The sequence below is a fragment of the Vibrio sp. Isolate25 genome (genome assembly GCF_022398025.1).
Classification (GTDB): domain Bacteria; phylum Pseudomonadota; class Gammaproteobacteria; order Enterobacterales; family Vibrionaceae; genus Vibrio; species Vibrio coralliilyticus_A.
In genome coordinates, this window is sequence record NZ_JAKEUT010000001.1 from 566,708 (window position 1) to 583,878 (window position 17,171).

General features: G+C 42.8%; 13 protein-coding genes. 10 read left to right on the forward strand and 3 right to left on the reverse strand.

The features are described 5' to 3' along the window. Positions 1-48 precede the first annotated feature (48 nt). The 7 genes from L1D15_RS02435 to tssG all read left to right on the forward strand — a co-directional run bounded on the left by L1D15_RS02435 (position 49) and on the right by tssG (position 8,867). Positions 49-2,043: a protein kinase gene (locus L1D15_RS02435; RefSeq protein WP_239874563.1), complete on the forward strand. Its 1,995-nt coding sequence runs from the start codon at positions 49-51 to the stop codon at positions 2,041-2,043. A gap of 3 nt (positions 2,044-2,046) precedes the next feature. Next, complete coding sequence (gene tssA / locus L1D15_RS02440) at positions 2,047-3,612, forward strand: type VI secretion system protein TssA (RefSeq protein ID WP_239874564.1); 1,566 nt, start codon at positions 2,047-2,049, stop codon at positions 3,610-3,612. Between the two features lie 26 nt (positions 3,613-3,638). Next, positions 3,639-4,148, forward strand: coding sequence for a type VI secretion system contractile sheath small subunit (tssB, locus tag L1D15_RS02445; protein WP_239835238.1), 510 nt, complete (start codon positions 3,639-3,641; stop codon positions 4,146-4,148). Between the two features lie 9 nt (positions 4,149-4,157). Next, positions 4,158-5,633 (forward strand): type VI secretion system contractile sheath large subunit, encoded by a 1,476-nt coding sequence (tssC, locus tag L1D15_RS02450; protein WP_239835237.1) that lies wholly within the window; start codon positions 4,158-4,160, stop codon positions 5,631-5,633. 62 nt (positions 5,634-5,695) lie between these two features. After that, complete coding sequence (gene tssE / locus L1D15_RS02455) at positions 5,696-6,106, forward strand: type VI secretion system baseplate subunit TssE (protein WP_099608287.1); 411 nt, start codon at positions 5,696-5,698, stop codon at positions 6,104-6,106. A gap of 17 nt (positions 6,107-6,123) precedes the next feature. Further along, positions 6,124-7,872, forward strand: coding sequence for a type VI secretion system baseplate subunit TssF (gene tssF / locus L1D15_RS02460; RefSeq protein WP_239863952.1), 1,749 nt, complete (start codon positions 6,124-6,126; stop codon positions 7,870-7,872). Continuing rightward, the gene (gene tssG / locus L1D15_RS02465; RefSeq protein ID WP_239835234.1) at positions 7,869-8,867 is read left to right on the forward strand and encodes a type VI secretion system baseplate subunit TssG; all 999 of its coding nucleotides are present in this window, start codon (positions 7,869-7,871) and stop codon (positions 8,865-8,867) included. Before tssF ends, tssG begins: the two co-directional genes overlap by 4 nt. An 85-nt stretch (positions 8,868-8,952) precedes the next feature. Here the strand turns inward: tssG and L1D15_RS02470 are convergent, their stop codons facing one another. Genes L1D15_RS02470 through L1D15_RS02480 form a run of 3 tightly spaced genes read right to left on the reverse strand, consistent with a single transcriptional unit; the run spans position 8,953 to position 14,173 of the window. Next, positions 8,953-9,405, reverse strand: coding sequence for an Lrp/AsnC family transcriptional regulator (locus L1D15_RS02470; RefSeq protein ID WP_239835233.1), 453 nt, complete (start codon positions 9,403-9,405; stop codon positions 8,953-8,955). A 38-nt stretch (positions 9,406-9,443) separates the two neighbouring features. Then, positions 9,444-12,839: a type VI secretion system membrane subunit TssM gene (gene tssM / locus L1D15_RS02475; RefSeq protein ID WP_239874565.1), complete on the reverse strand. Its 3,396-nt coding sequence runs from the start codon at positions 12,837-12,839 to the stop codon at positions 9,444-9,446. 2 nt (positions 12,840-12,841) lie between these two features. Continuing rightward, on the reverse strand, positions 12,842-14,173 hold the full coding sequence (locus L1D15_RS02480; RefSeq protein ID WP_239874566.1) for a type VI secretion system ImpA family N-terminal domain-containing protein: 1,332 nt from the start codon (positions 14,171-14,173) through the stop codon (positions 12,842-12,844). A gap of 489 nt (positions 14,174-14,662) precedes the next feature. On the opposite strand from L1D15_RS02480, the gene L1D15_RS02485 reads away from it, so the two are divergent. From L1D15_RS02485 to tssJ, 3 genes are read left to right on the forward strand one after another with little or no spacing between them, the layout of a single operon-like run. Then, positions 14,663-15,265 (forward strand): hypothetical protein, encoded by a 603-nt coding sequence (locus L1D15_RS02485; RefSeq protein WP_239835230.1) that lies wholly within the window; start codon positions 14,663-14,665, stop codon positions 15,263-15,265. A gap of 12 nt (positions 15,266-15,277) precedes the next feature. Further along, complete coding sequence (gene tagH, locus L1D15_RS02490; protein WP_239863955.1) at positions 15,278-16,669, forward strand: type VI secretion system-associated FHA domain protein TagH; 1,392 nt, start codon at positions 15,278-15,280, stop codon at positions 16,667-16,669. After that, positions 16,662-17,162: a type VI secretion system lipoprotein TssJ gene (gene tssJ / locus L1D15_RS02495; protein ID WP_239835228.1), complete on the forward strand. Its 501-nt coding sequence runs from the start codon at positions 16,662-16,664 to the stop codon at positions 17,160-17,162. Before tagH ends, tssJ begins: the two co-directional genes overlap by 8 nt. Positions 17,163-17,171: the final 9 nt, after the last annotated feature.

Below are 17,171 nucleotides of genomic sequence, written 5' to 3' on the forward strand. Positions count from 1 at the left end.
TTAATATGCCCCCCTAGTTATTATTATTAGTTGGCTAAAGAGTAAAACGTGTCTGATCAAAATGGATCAAGCGACAGCTATATCAATCAATTAGTTCATAAAGCGATTGAGAGAAAAAAACAGTTAGAGCAGCAGGAAGCACAAAGAAATAAGCCTAAGTTGGAATATGTTTTATTCTCTCAATTCGATGTACTGGAGTCTTTTCCTTCAAAAAATGGTAATACGACATTGTACCACCTCGCTAAGCAAGGTGAGCCTGATAAGCAGGTCTGTTGTAAAGTTGCCAATGAAGGGACATCTAGTCACGAACACTCGCTACTGGTTGGTGAAGCAAGCAAGCTTGAAATCTCTCAACACCCTAGCGTTGCTGACTTTATTAAGATCGGCAATGAGTTTGATCGCCCTTACATCATGTATGAGTGGATACATGGTGAGTCTCTTGCTGAGAAAATAGAAAGACACTCAAAGAAAGGCTTTAGACACGATCATATTGCTTGGCTCGTTTATCAGCTCGCTGGTGCGCTAGAGTATATGCATACCCGAGGTGTCTGCCATTTAGATATCAAACCTGCGAATGTACTTGTTGGCGAAGATGATAGCGTTAAGCTAATCGATTTTGGCGCGGCTCGTTATACAGATGAATCGCAAGGGCCAGCAGAAGTAAGCATGAATTATGCTTCACCAATGTACGTCGAAAGCGGTATTGCTAAGCCTCAGGACGATGTCTACTCTTTAGCTTTGTTGACAGGTCATCTCTTCTTGGGATCATCTTATGGTGATGTTTGGCGTCAGTTATTAGGTCAGAACAAGCGCTGCCAATTGATTCCAAAACATGTCTGGTCACTGCTTAAAAATGTCATCAACAAACCTCGAGAGCATGGCTATACCGCGATCTCTTTTGCGCAGGCACTTGCTCGCATCGATACACAGGCACTCAAATCCGATAACAGTGCTCCAATCTTTTCGAATTTACGAAACGCTGATCTTGTCTTAACGCAGCACAGTGTGGCGGATAAATTTGCATTGGGTCGGTTTAAGTATTTGGAAGCAGCGTTAGTGGCATCCGTTGTATTGGTTACTGGTACCTACTTTTATGATTATTTGCAGCCAGAATGGAAGCCATCAGCAAAGCCAGGTTTTGCTGATCCGTCGGTGTTAGTCAATAAAATTAAGCCAGCTCAAACCGCCTCATTTCTTGCTCAGCCTCCGTGGGAGATTGAGTACGCACTGGATGATATGTCGAATGATGTGGTTATGATGGCACCTTACCGCGATGCATATCGAGTCCAACAAACCAAATTACTTAATGTCTATCAGAATAATGAAGAGTCTTTGAATGAGCGCAGGGAAGTGGCGAGTCATATTCCAGTTGCATTGAGGGACATCCGTACTCAGCTCGTATCACTCCATGAGAATCTAAATAACGATGGCGTGTTGTTTGCTAAATCCGAACGCTCTTTTAATCAGGTGATGTCAAATCTTAACAAGCTGACCATTGAAGCTCAGAAAGTGACAAATTACTTAGGTAAACCAGATTCTGAGTTAGTGAACTTGATTTTAAATGGTCGTGCCAAAGCGGTAGATGACTACATGAAAACTGCATGGGCGAATCACCAAGCTGAGTCGTATTATTACAGTCAAGTTTTGCCTAATAACGTATTGAATAAAGTTTATGCAACGATTGATGCAAACGCAGAGCAGCATTATTACACTCGCGCAATCGAACAAGCAGAAGCGGCAAAGCAGTATTACGGAAGCACTCCAGATTTAAACGCGAAGATCCGAGCTTTAAAAGTTGCTCGTAGTGAGTACATTCTTTTCAGCACAGTGACGGAACAGGCCATATTTGAAAATGCGAAGCTCAATGCTTCTCTCAACGATTTAGAAGTGAATGCGCCGAAAAAATTCAGCGAAGTGACTGAGTTGTTGAACAGTATGGCAAGCGATGCGATTCGAAAAAGTCATAAAAAGTCTAAGCCAGCCCGTGGTGCATTGGCTGTAAAACGTGCGATTCATGACTACCAGCCGGATGCAAGGAGCTAAGTGATGTCTGCAGAAATTAATACGCTCCTTGAACCAATCAATGATGCTTCGCCTGCGGGTGAAGACGCGCGCTATGAGTTCAGCTTCGAAATGATGGAAGCTGAAGTCAAAAAATTCGGCTCTTTGTTTGGCGAAACGGTCGATTGGGCTGTGGTTCAAAATCATGCAACCGAAGTCATCACTAAGCACAGCAAAGATTTTAAAGCGATGTGTTACCTGACGCGTTCTCTTGTTGAAAGTGAGGGCTTACAGGGGTTAGAGCAAGGCCTTTCATTGCTGGCCGAGTCGTTGGTTCGCTTTGGCTCTGATTTATACCCGCGCAGAAAGCGCGGCCGAGACGGTGCTGTAGAGTGGCTTAATCATCAGCTTAAGCTTGCTCTGCCTAAGCTACCGAACGAGCAACTTTCATGGGATGCGCTATCACGTTGTAATGATGCAGTGGAAGAGATTCAACGCCATTTTGATGAAGTATTCCAAGATTCTGAGGCGGATTTCTTTGAATTGCGTAGTGAGCTGAACCGTCTACTTCAATCCGCAGGAGTTGACGAGGTACATGCGGTATCTTCTGAGCCAGAGGCTGAACAGGCTCCAATTGAAGTTTCGCAACCTAAACCTGAAAGTCAACCTTCACCAGAGCCAACGCAAGCTAAGCCTGTAGTTGCTAAACCAAGTACTGTGAAACCTGTAAGTCGACCGCAAAGAGAAGTGGATGTCGACACCGACTTTTCTTCACCTACAGCTTCTAAACGAACGCTGAAAAAGGTAGCGGAAATGATTTTGGGCTCTGAGCCTGAACTGCCGCTCTCTTACCGTATTCACAGACATTTGACTTGGTCAGACATCGAAGAGTTGCCAGACCATCAGAACAATGAAACGCCTTTAATTCTTGCTGTGTCTCAGGACAAACAATCCGAATATCGAGACAAAGCAAAGCAAGAAAGTGATATTGATACTATTAAACGACTAGAGCGTACTTTGACCGATGCGCCTTTCTGGCTTACTGGTCATTACTATGTTTATCAGATGCTCAAAAATTTGAGTCTTGAAGAGGCGGCGCAAGCAGTATCTGAAGAGGTTAAAGCTTTCGCCCAATCTTTACCGGGCATTGAGGCTCTGTCATTCAAAAATTCGATTCCATTTGCCAACGAAGCAACGGTTGAGTGGCTTAATAAAGCAAGCTCATCAACGTCCAGTTCAGGTCAACAAATGTTACCTAGTGTGGTCGTGCAAGAAGGCGATTTGGTGTCAATGGACGATGTTACTCTCGAAAACTTGGGAGAACGCGTAGCTGAAGTTGCACAAAACCTAGAACTAGACAGTTCTGGGCGAGGGCAGTTCATGCTGCATTTACAAATCGTGAAAGCTTACCAAGCTGTTGGACTTTACGCGCTCTGTTTACCTTATCTTGAAAAGCTATGGTCTATCAGGGACGAAATGCGCCTGAGCAGCTGGGAACCACACCTTTCTTTGCAATTAGATGAATTAACTCAAAAAATTCTGAAGCAGCTGTATCCAAGCAAGGAGCTGTTGCCTGCAAAGTTTGAGGAGTGGGAGTCAATCTATAACTAACTACACAATTAGATAAGGAACTAATTATGTCACGCGATGGCTCGGTAGCTCCTAAAGAGCGAATTAATATCCGTTATGTTCCAGCAACAGGTGATGCGCAAGAAGACGTTGAACTGCCGCTGAATATGATGGTTGTTGGTGACTTTACAGCACGCTCTGATGAGACACCAATCGAAGAACGTACGCCAATCAACATTGACAAAGACAACTTTGACGAGGTTTTGGAAGGCTACGCGCCAAATCTAAAAGTTAACGTTGAAAACCGTCTTACTGATGAAGAAGGTGCACAGCTTGGCGTTGATCTAACGTTTACGAACATGAAGGACTTCTCCCCTGAGGCGATTGCTAAAAGTGTTCCAGAACTAAACAGCCTACTAGAGCTTCGTGAAGCACTGGTTGCGTTGAAAGGCCCACTAGGTAACGTTCCTGCTTTCCGTAAGAAGATCGCTGCCGTTCTTCAGGACGAAGAAGCTCGTAAGAAACTACTAGAAGAACTCAGCCTTGGTGAGAGCCAAGATGCTGAAAAGGCTGAATAAGAGGGTATTATGACAGCAGAAGCACAAGCTCCAGAACAAGAAGCGGCGTTAGCCGAGTCTGGTTCTCTTCTGGACAGCATTCTTAATGAAACACGACTAAAGCCAAGTGATGAAGGTTTTGACGTAGCCAAGCGTGGTGTTGAAGCGTTCATCGGTGAACTTTTAAGCAATAACTCTGCTGAGAAAGTTGACCAATCCTTGGTTGATCTTATGATCAGCGAGATTGATCAGAAGTTGTCTAAGCAGGTAGATGCCATTCTTCACAACGAAGAAGTGCAAGCTATCGAGTCTACGTGGCGTGGTCTTAAGTACTTGGTTGATCACACTGATTTCCGTGAAAACATCCTTATTGAATTGATTTCAGCGAAGAAAGACGAAATGCTGGATGACTTTGAGGATGCGCCTGAAGTAGTGAAATCTGGCCTCTATAAGCAGATCTATACGCGTGAATATGGTCAATTTGGTGGTAAGCCAGTGGGTGCAGTTATCTGTGATTACCAGCTGACTTCTTCTAGCCCAGATATCAAGCTTATGGAATACATGGCAAATGTTGGTGCAATGTCACATGCACCATTTATTACGTCTGCCTCTTCTAAGTTCTTTGGTCTGGATAGCTATGAAGAGCTACCAAACATGAAAGATCTTAAGTCTGTATTCGAAGGGCCACAATACACGAAATGGCGTGGTCTACGTGAACATGAAGATTCACGCTACCTGGGCCTATGTACTTCTCGCTTTATGCTACGTAACCCTTATTCGGTTGCAGACAACCCAATTAAAGCGTTTGATTACGATGAGCTAGTGACTGACGACCATAACCACTTCTTATGGGGTAACTCTGCGTACGCAATGGCATCTAAGATCAGTGAATCTTTTGCTAAGTACCGCTGGTGTCCAAACATCATTGGTCCTCAAAGTGGTGGCGCGGTATTTGACTTGCCAGTATACAACTATGAGTCAATGGGCCAGATCGAAACCAAGATCCCAACAGAGATCCTAGTTTCTGACCGTCGTGAGTTCGAACTAGCAGAAGAAGGCTTTATCGCTTTGACGATGCGTAAAGGTTCAGATAATGCTGCGTTCTTCTCAGCAAACTCTATCCAGAAGCCTAAGGTTTATGCGAATACGCCAGAAGGCAAAAACGCGGAAATGAACTACAAGCTGGGTACACAGCTGCCGTATATGTTCATCATCAACCGTCTTGCTCACTACATCAAAGTGCTACAACGTGAGCAAATTGGCTCTTGGAAAGAGCGTTCTGATCTAGAGATCGAACTAAACAAATGGATTCGTCAGTACGTTTCTGACCAGGAAAATCCGCCAGCAGAAGTACGTGGTCGTCGCCCACTTCGCGCTGCGAAGGTTGAAGTCTCTGATGTTGAAGGCGATCCAGGCTGGTACAAAGTATCAATGTCTGTTCGTCCGCACTTCAAGTACATGGGTGCAAGCTTCGATCTGTCTCTAGTTGGTAAACTGGATCAGTAATCAGAGTGTTTATTTAAGTTTCGAGCGGCCAGCTTTGCTGGCCGCTCTTTTTGGGATTCAGTATGGAAAAAGGTTATCGCTTACTCGAACGCATAGAATTGGGTGAACCCAAAAACTGCTACGAAAAAGTTGTATCTCATAAACATCTTATCGAATCGATTCACATTCATCTCGCGGATCTGCTTAATACGCATGCCGGGAATGCAATGATAGACAATGATTATGGTCTTCCAGACTTCAATGATGTTCTAGCCAGTCAGTCAAACCTTGTGCGTCATATTCAGCAGAACATTCGCACCACTATTCATAAGTTTGAGCCTCGACTAGGCAACGTCGAAGTGACGTACAGGCAAGACTTTCATAATCCCTTACAGCTGAGTTTCGGCATCACTGGTGAGGTTTCCCACAACGGTGGTCAGGTACCAATGTCTATCAATGTGTTCATGGGCGTTGACGGTAAGTTTAACGTGTAAACTCAGGAGAAATCTTCGTGAGCAGCAGTAAATATTTTCAGGATGAACTTTCTTATCTCCGTGAAGCAGGGAGTGAGTTTGCAAAATATCACCCTAAGTTAACGAACTTTCTGGGAGAAGGCGTTTACGACCCAGATGTCGAACGTTTGCTGGAAGGTTTTGCCTTTCTAACCGGACGTATTCGAGAAAAAATTGATGATGAACTGCCGGAGTTAACTCAGTCTTTAATGACGTTGCTTTGGCCTCATTATATGCGTTCGGTACCGTCGATGTGTATTTCTGAACTCTCCCCGCATGTTGGGGGAGTGACGGAAAAAACAGTCGTGAAGCGAGGTGTTGAAATGGCCAGTGAGCAGGTTGAAGGGACGCAATGTCTATTTCGTACCTGTTACGATGTTGCTCTATATCCGGTCAGTATTACTAATGTCGAGCAATCTAATAGCCGTACCAGTTCTAATGTTGACGTGACCATTGCGGCAGAATATGGGCAAGAGTTATCTAGATTGAAGATGGACTCGCTGCGATTCTATTTGCATGGTGAGGTGCATATAACGCGTACTTTATATTTATGGTTGTTTCGCTATCTCGATTACATTGAGCTTGATGTAGGAGGTGGTTACAAGCATAAATTGCCTGCAAGCAATATAAAGCCTGTGGGTTTTGGCGATGATGAAGCGATTCTTCCTTATGGCGCTAACTCGTTTGCTGGATATCGTTTGCTTCAAGAATATTTTTCTTTACCAGAGAAGTTCATGTTCTTTGATGTGACCGGTTTAGAATGGTTGAGTGGTATTCCTCAGCGTTCAACGGTCAAAGTCTCGTTTGTGTTTAAGAGAGCGTTACCTTCTGAAGTGGTGTTAAAGAATAAGCATTTACGCTTGCACTGTACGCCGTCTGTCAATCTATTCCATAAAGATGGTGATCCTATCCGTTTGGAACACCGTCGAAGTGAATATAAAGTTCGACCACAAAGCAGTAACCAAGAGCATTATGAAGTGTACTCGATTGAGAATGTAGAGACATGGAGTAAAAACGAACGCAGTCGTAAGAAGCTTATCGAGTTTGAATCGTTTGAGCATCAGATCAATCAGCGTGACAAAAGAGAATTCTATAAGACGAAAGTCTCTGAGCGAGTCAGTGGTCGTGGTTTGGAGCGCTATATCTCTTTCCATACCCACAACAGTGATATCGCAGATTTAGGCTCAGAAACGGTATTAATGAAGTTGACGTGCAGTAATGGCGATTTGGCAGAGCGTTTGTCTGTCGGCGATGTGACTTATACGTCGCACAATTCACCGACATATGCGAGCTTTACAAACATTACCAAACCAACTCAATCGGTGAGCCCACAGGTGAACGGAGAGTTGCAATGGCAATTGATTGCCAATATGTCGCTAAACTACCTTTCATTAGCAAATATTGATGTACTTAAGGTGCTTCTATCAACGTATGACTTCCATTCCCGAGTGGACCGTCAGGCACATCGTGCATCAATACACCGCCTAGATGGAATCAAAAAAACGGAAATGAAGCCAGCAGACAGGGTATTTCGAGGCACGGCGATTCGAGGAACTCAGTTCACTCTGACGGTCGACTCTACTTACTTTGTTAATGAAGGTGATATGTTCTTGTTGGTCAGTGTATTGAATGAGTTCATTCGTTTGTATTCCAGTTTAAACTCGTTTACAGAGCTGGAAGTCTTCGACGAAAAAACGGGTGAAAACTATCATTGGCCAAGCTTAGCTGGGCAGCAAACGGTTCTATGATTAATCAAATTGAACAAGAAACTCATGAGTTTGGTTTTTTTCAAGCAGTTTCGTTGCTAGAAAAGTATTACCAATTTCAAACAGACTTTACCTACCAAGGGATCGGGCAAAATAAGTACATTGCGCAGGAGCATATTCGCTTTAGTGTTTCGCCGAGCTTAGCTTTCCCGAAAAGCGACATTGATTATGTTTCACACTATGAAGTGGAGGGCAATCCCTACTCACGCGTAGAAGTGACTTTTCTCGGGCTTCACGGCTCGAGCTCTCCTTTGCCTTCTTCTTATACGGAGAAGTTGGCAGGACGTGATGATGAAGATAATCCAGTTAAACAGTTTTTTGACTTTTTCCATAATCGCCATATTTCATTGGTGTACCGTGTTTGGAAGAAGTATCGCTATCATATCCAGTACCTGAGTGATGCTAAGGACCCATTCTCAGGGAGAATGTTGCACCTGTTAGGGTTATCCTCCGTGATGCAGGAGGCTGAAGTCAGTGAACTGGATAGAGCCAAACTGCTCTCATACGTCAGTCAGTTATCGACCCGGACTCGCTCACCAAAGTTGATATCCGGTATTGTGGCTCATTACTTTAGCTTGCAGAATGTGACTGTCGATGAGTGGATATATCGACGTGTGGCAATTCACCAGTCGCAACGCAACAAATTGAACCATATGAATTGTGTCTTAGGGCATGATTTGCACCTGGGCAAAACACTTCCTGACCTTGTGGGTAAATTCCATCTACGTATTGAAGACATTGACTTTTCAACCTATCAAACATTTTTACCCGGCAGAGGAAACTACAAAACTCTTATTGGCTTAATGCAATTTATATTAAGAGATCCGTTAGCTTGGGATCTGATTATGAAGGTGAAACTGGATACGATTCCTAAAAACGAGCTAGGGCGGGGTGAAGGTAATCTATTGGGGCAAACAGTTTGGTTGGGTCAGCCAGAGCAAAAAGATGCTTCAATTAAGCAAATTGGTCAGTTATAAGTAAGCCGTTATGGTCGACAACAATAAAAACCCGCGATATTCGCGGGTTTTGTTTTAATGTGTCCTACTTAAGCTTTGATAAAGATTAGCGTCGGATAGGTTGATGCAATACCACGGTGTTGTTTAGTGACTGAATGCCGTTAAACGACTCGATTTCATTACACAGGGTATGTATCGACTGAAGATCTGGCGCCTCAATGAGAGCAATAATATCGTAAGTGCCACCGACAATACTCGTCAGCCTCACTTCAGGAAGCTCTTTAAGAGCTTCCGTGACATTATTCTTCTTACCTTTCTCACAGGAGATTAGCAAGTAACTGGCTGCAGATCTGCCTTCTTGCTCAACTCTGATCTGTGCGGTATAGCCTTTAATTACACCGGTTTTCTCCAGTCGACTGATACGTTCAGCCACTGCGGTACGTGACAAGCCAATATTTCGCGATAGGTTCGCGATTGACTCTCGGCCATTAGACAAAAGGTTAGAGAGAATTTTCCGATCGAGTTTGTCTAATCCCTGAAGGTTAGTAGTTGACATCATATATCCTGCCTTACGTTGTTTTTATATGTTTACTTTTTTTATAGGTTGATGGTTTCTGGTAGAGAGAAGTTATACAACTCTGCCAAGGTAAATGGGTTCCTTTGCGAAAGTGGCTTCACTCTTAGCTTCAGGTCGCGACCTGAAACAGTGATATCACTAACAAAACTACCATCATGTTGATTTGTTAGTGTGGATTGGCCTAGTAGTCTGTAAATCGCCCACTGGCCACTCTTGCTCAGTACGTATTGTTTGCCCTCATCAGTTACATCTTGAATGGTAATACTCACGTTGAAGTCACCACTCTTAGGCGGCCACTCCAGTTCCCTAATACGACTTGGTCCGTGGTAGTAGCTCATCTGAGAATCTGCGACTTTAACCGTTGCTCGAATAGCGCTGGAGTCTAAGTCGAGAATCTTAGTACTAAATGGTATGTAGACACGGTTAGTACTTTTATTGATCAAGGTATCACGAATCACATTGTAGTTTTTGAGTTGCACCAGAAGTTCAGGTGTCAGTGGCATAGTTTCGCCTTCAACCCGTTTTGCTGTCCACAGGTTAGTGTCGTAGAAAGACGCCAGGTTTTTTTGAATGAAGGTATCAATAATACCACCTGTCGAGAACAGCAGCTCAAAGTCTTCAAGTGCAATTTCCTCTTCAGCATTCAAATCAAACGGATATTTGTTCAATGCTAATTCACGATATTTGGTGTAAACCTCGCTATACCATTGAGTCTGAACGCCTTTTGCTGACTCGGCAATCATCACTGACCAGCTTTGCTGAACCATTCCGAGTAACCAACTGCGTACTGGCTCTGGCGATTTTTGGGCAATTTGCTTCAATCGAACAATCGGATCAGCTTCTGAACTTTTCATACGTGAGCGTGCAGCTAGCAAAGAAGCCATTTGTGGATCTGGAGAGTCCGCAATGTCTTTCATGTAAGTACGCAGGTTGCTCAGCGCAGTGACAATTTCATCCCATGGAGTAGGAGAGTTAGGCGTTTCATTGATCTGTAGTTGATTCAACTGGAAGAATGCTTGCTCGACACGTTGCATTAGCAGGTAGTCAGGTTGTACAAATTCTTCAGCAGAGTCAGTAAGTTTATCAATTGCTTCAGTTGCCGCTTTAGGCACTTTATTAGCTAATAGCTCTTTTTCGCCAACCGGAGAGAAGTGCGTATTTGAGTAAACTTGCTTCAATACAGTCGTCAGTGGTGAAGATGGACCTGAAACTAGATCGATAGCGTTCGTTAGCTCTCCAATTGAATGATATTCCTTGACCTTAAGTTCACTCAACGCATTACGCCAGTAATTGATGTAGTCGTCGGTGTACTTTTTACGAATTTGGTCTTTAAATGCTTCGTGTTCTTCTTTCGTTGGGGTGACATTTTTAGACAGGCCCAATACCCAGTTATTTGTGATCACGTCTTTTGACATCAGATCGATACGAGGGCGATAGAAAGTGCTAAAGCCAGTGGCGGTGTAAACTTTGCTAATATCAAGAAGATCTTGATCTATTTGGTCATTAAATACATTGTTGAAGTCGAAGCCTACAGCTCGTTCAAGATTCAAAGTGCCTAAGTCAATAGTGCTCGCTTGGTTAATTAATTGAGCGTAAACCAAATCGACATTGGATTCAGCTAATAGGTTACGGCGAGTTGCACGGACGATGTCCATATTAATATTGACGGGCTCAAAATCTGTTCTGAAATAGGCATTCAAGTACTTCATCGCTATACTGACCTGTTCAGAGTCACCAATCACCTTGTTTAGAGTTGACTGTGTCTGTGCGGTCATAAAGGGTAAATCGCGTTTACTCTTTTCTTTGAGCATCAGATAGCCCTTAAGTATTGGAAGTGCTTGAATTGGCTTATCTTGATACTTAGTCAGCTGGACACGATAAGTTTGTTCAATGACAGGTACCAGTTCTTGCTGAATTGAATTCAGAAGGGTTTGGTACGCCATTTTAGTCGCTGGCTCTAAACGGCTGACATTAAGAGAAACAAGCTCTTGATCTAATGCTTCGCTACCTTCAACCCACGCATTATATACGGGCTGAATTTGAGTGATGGCGTAGGCCAATTTCTCGTCAAGTAAGCGAGTACTGTTCGCTGACTGAGCATCCGTTTCAATGTTAAGAAGTTGGTAAATCACTCGAAGGTTACTATCAAGAGTTGTACCGAGTAGATAAGCGCCACCTGCCAGAAATACGATGGAGGCAACCATAGCTAAGCGACTCTGACGCAGGATTCTCTTAAGGTAAGTCTTATTCTCGCCAGCAAAATCAGCCTCAGGAAGGATCTGAGACTCAATCAGGAAGCGCGTAAAATAGGGCGTTTCAGATAGCTGAGTGTGTTCGGATGCAATAATAGGTAGGTTGAAGTATGTGCTACAACTTTTTGCGAGTAGGTTATATTTGCGTCCACCTTGAAGGCATGAGGAGAAGAACAACTCGCGCAGATCAAGGAAGTAAGCACCACGATTAACTTCACTTAGCCTTTGTACTACGTATTCAACTTCTTTCTGACATATTTCAAGTTGTTTAGGGAACGACAGAATCGCTTGTTTTTCCTTGGTATCGTTAGATTGAGAAGTAGAGTCCAGAGCATTCTTCTCAATGACTTTTACTAAATTGCTAAAGCTGTCACGGTAGTAGTCAACTAACACGCCTTTGGAGTCTTTCAGCGGAATAGAAAGGTACTCGACATTGTGTTTTAGTGGGCTGAGCTGAACATACTCTTTAAAGCCTTGCAACTTATCGAGCTTAGATACCACCATATAAACAGGCAGAGCAGTGCTTGTACGGTCACAGATCGAAGTGATGCGCTCTATCAGAGCGGTAAGCGCGTAATCAATTTGTTCTTCTTCAGAAATGATTAAAAACTCAAGGTCAGTAAAGAACAAACATCCCGCAAATGGTTTACGTGGGCGGCTGCGAATAACTTCGGAGACCATGGTATCCCACAGTAATGAGTCTGCCGCTGAAACCTCTTGAAATACCAAGCGTTGATCTGGTTTGAGGTAAATCGCTTCGTCAGATTCATACCACTCGAAAAAGTCGTTTTTTGTAGTTCGAGACGTATCAATAGATTTAATGGCATTTGAACTGAATAAGAATTGCTTTTTGCCCGCAGCTTTATTACCTATCATCAAGTAGATAGGCTTTTTCTTTGAGCTGATAAGCAGTGGTCTTAATACTAAGCTTAGAGCTTCTTCTTCAGTTTCGAGTTGCTGGTCACGGCTTTGTTTTCTCTTCTTAACGAAAAGAGTGATTTGATATACACAAAAGACTAAGACAATGACTGCAAGACAAATGTAGAAAATTGTTTTAGAAACAACTTCGGGGAATAAAAAGTGTACTGCAGTTAAACCACCTACCAATACTAGCGCAAGTAAAGTGGATAAGAATATCGGATGACGTATTATATTTTTTAGCATAGTTATTCAGCCACTACTTGGTTTGATGTTTGATTTTCTTGGGTTGCTTTTAATTGAGCGATCTTATGCAGATAAACATTTATAAGAATGAGTGAGCGATCCAGCTCTTCTGTGTTGTTTGTTTTTTCTGCATACTCAATGCGCCCTAATAGCGGGAATAATGAATTACTGTACTGGTAAGCGAGCTTAGTATTCGTGTCACCTGAGTCTAGTTTCAAATTGGCGATTGCAGTTCGCGCACGTGAAAAACGAGAGCTGATATCAGTGAAGTCTTTTTCTAATTGATTCTTCACTCTTTGTAGCTCTGTGGAAAGTACTTGAACGGATGAGGAGTCAGAATATAGCTCTGAGAGGTTATCTGTAAGTTGAATTAAGCTTGATATCTGACCGATCTTTTCTGGTGATTTATCTAAATCATAAACAATAGTATCGACAGTGCTAATTAAGGGCTCTTTAAGTTTATTAAGAGTATCTTTATTCTCTAGTCTCAAACTTTCTGTCACTTGGAGGAGGGTTGGGATATTGTTTGAAGCAATCTGTTGCTTGTAGCTATTTAGCATCTGTTCTTTGTGCAAATAGTAAGCGCTGAGTGAAAATATAAATAAGCCAACAACGAGTGCTATTGTCCAAACGGTAGCGCGACTTTTTTCTTCTTCAGGTATTGGGGGGGCTTTCTCGGTCATCGGTGGCTTGACATTGACAGTAATACCACCTGGTACGGAAGTGTTAGCGGCGCTTTGGGTCGGTTCCTTTCTCTCATGAGCTTTTCTTTGCGCTTCTTTCTTATCTTCGAGTTCTTTGATCTCATCGATATATTGGCTAAACAGTCGGCGGATAACACCTAGTGAGGGGGCCTTGTGACCGTAGTGGAGTCTTAGCTCTTCTTCGATTCGTAAACATACTCTGTGGCCCGCTTCAAGGATAGGTCGATCTTCAACACCAATATTGAATTGTTTAACACGTCTTTCGGCATGTTCTATTAACCACTCAAATGCGCCCATTCTCGCGCTGGTTTTAGACACCTCAGGAAACGATGATGACCAGTAGACAACGCATAAATCTAAAATTGAATTTAGCCCGTCAACAAAGCCACTTAAACCGTCATTATGCGCAGATGCAACGGCATAGTAACAACCGCAACGCAAATCTTTACTTTTATTCTTAAGAATATCTTTAGATAGTTGTTGGACTTTTTTCCATGAAACTCGTCCAGTTACCTTGTTGATATTATTAATCTGCCGTTTAATTTCCTCAAACTCTTCGAGATTGTTTGGGTTTACTCCGCAAGGAGTGAGCTCGTCCACTGGCCGCCGAGCAAAGTCTGAAAAGTACATTAAATCCTACCCAAATGACGTTAATTATAAAAAGTGTTTTGTGTCTTATTTAGTAATTCTTAATTATCACGAGGAGGATTTTACGTAGGAGAAAAGTAATTTGTAGATAAGATATTGCTTAAAGCTAATTAAAGTTCATTAAATGTGACCGCTATCGTTTACTACTAAAGTTTAATTGAGAAAATAGTAAATAGTGGTGGTGTTTCATATTTACAGTATGGTTATTTATTGTCCATATTATACAGGTAAATGATTGCAATTTCGGATTTACCCTTTCTACTCATCATTTCGAGTTAAATATTGAGACTGATGATTGAATTTTGACCAATAGTTGAAATGTCCATTTTGATAGGAAAAAAGAAGTTAACGATAGGAGAAAGAACATAATTGTGTGGGGATTTTTTTTCGCTATTGAATTTGTTAGTTAGCCTGCTATTTTGCTGAATCTTTAATTTATCTTTTGACTTTAGACCTTTTGAGGATAAAAGGATGAACAAGTTAAGTCGACTGGGCTTACTCGCATTGGCATGTACTGTGTCAACGGTGGCTAACGCGAAAGGGGAGCGCTATGGTGGCTCCATCAATATGCTGAGCATTGACAGCATCGAATACAAAGAAGGAACGAGCGGCACAGTTGACGCGTTGAGATATGGTTTTGTCCACACTCGACCAATCGATGAAGACAACAACCGCTGGAGATGGTGGTTAGGGTTCAATTATATCAATGAATCTATTGATGCGCCTGCAAACGGTATCTATCAAGAAGTAACCAACTACGAGTTACGAATTGTGCCCCAATATGCTCTAGGCAGTTGGTCTATTTTTACACCTTATATCGGTGCAGGTTTGTCAGCTGGTTATAGCCAGTATTCGAATCGTTGGGTTGTGGATAGTGATGGATTTAAATATGGTTCACAGCTTGAAGATATTGATCAGTTCGAAGCGGGGGCTGTAGCGACAATCGGTACTGTGATCAAGTTAGGCAGCAACCCGGATGCACACCTCCAGATTATCCCGCAAGCATCGTATATTCTACCGGTATACAACGATGGCCTTGGTGGTGTTGAGTTCACAGTGTCACTTCTTTTCTAGAGGATAAAAGCTTTGTTAGAGCGCTTGGTTATAGTCATATCAAAGCATCCTGAAGAATACACGGGAGCAAAGTTCGTAGAGTTACCAGAAAGTGGTGGCTCTATTGGCCGCAACCCAGGATGTTCAGTTCCTTTGGTTGACCACAATCGTTATATTTCCAGTACTCACTGCTTAGTGAGTATTTATGGTGATGCGTATTATATTAGTGACGTCAGCACCAATGGAGTCATTGTCAATGGAAATAAACTGCTTAAAAATCAACCTATCCCAATCCATGAAGGGGATAGTATTGTATTAGGGCAGTATGAATTATCAGTCAGCGTAGAACGTACTACTAATACCGCGGATATTGCATTCGATATTACCCCTGACCGAGATACAATGGATCCGCTCGTTAATCTGGATGAAGTGCCTGCAGAGCTTGAGCAACAGGGGCCGTTGGAAGAAATTTTCCTTGAGACAAAATCGGACGAGTCAGACGCCTCTGACCCAATGACACACTTGGATTTCTCACTTGATAGAAGCGAAGAGCATCTTATTCGTTCAGAGGAGGAAGAGCTTGAGCAGTTTGTTGTGGCGAATGAATCAGCACGTCAAATGGTCGATGACAGCCTAAGTGTTTATTCAGAGTTTGATGCACCGAGTCTGATTCCTGAAGACTGGATGGCTGGTGTTGATGCTCAGCCTAAACAAGTGGAAAACACTATACCACCTGTAACGCCGCGCCCACAATCCAAGAACACGACAGCTTCAGTACCTGCGCAGCAGCAATCCACCGCATCAGTGCCAAGCGCAATAAAAGTCCAGAGCGAGCAGTGGGAAGAAGTCGCACCTAAAATTGAGTCGCAACCTTCTGAAGGGCATGATAGACAAAAAGGTGCGGTGACTCCTGAGCATTCACACAGCGATTTGTTGTCTTCGTTCAAGAAAGGTCTGGGTGTGACTGATGATGAATTACTTGATGCTGATCCTCGCCTGTTCGAACAGATGGGGATTTGCCTACGTTTGTGTATGACAAAACTGCAGCATGAGCTTGTTGAAATTGAAGAATTGAAGCAATCTCATACGCCCGCGGATACCGATTTGATCAGCTTAATGTTGGATCTAAACAAGCAAAGTATGTTGTCACCCAACGAACTTGTAGAGCAAATGTTGGATGAAATCAGCGAGCATAAGTCTTTATATGAGCAAGCTCTTAATAGCTATGTTCAACAAAGTATCAGCCAGTACGATCCAATAATCTTTGAGCAGAAGAGCGAGAACAAAGGTTTTCTGGCCAAACAAAAATTGTGGGATACGTACAAATTGCACTATTTGGAGAGTTTAAAAGGTGTACACGGAGTGGGCACGAAAAAACTCGTTCAAGAAAATTATAATCGACTCTTAAAAGAAAAATATGCGTAAACTTATCGTCCTTTTCTTATTCTTCTCCTTAACTGGTTGCTCAATGTGGGATCAGTTCAAGGAGTCGAGCGGCATTACGCCGGAAACCTCATCTATTGAGTTGATCATTGAAGCTTCACCTCAGTTAAATCAGCGTGATGGAGGGCAACCTTCTCCAGTCATTCTTCGTATTCATGAATTAACCTCTCCAGTATTGTTTCGTAATTTGGACTTCTTTGCCTTATTCGAGAATGACAAGGCATCACTTGGTGATGAATACATTAAACGTTATGAGTACCAGCTAAAGCCGGGTGAAAAAATCCATGAAGTGCTTGTCCTTGATCCTGCGACAAGAGCATTGGGGTTTTCAGCGGCTTTTCGTGACATTAATGGCTCGTCGTGGCGAAAAGTCGAGTTAATTGAAGAAAAATCGGAATACTTCTTAAAACTGAAGCTAGAGGGAAGCGAGTTGTCGTTCAACTCTACGCGTGGAATTGAGCAAACTTACTTTTAAGGAACAACG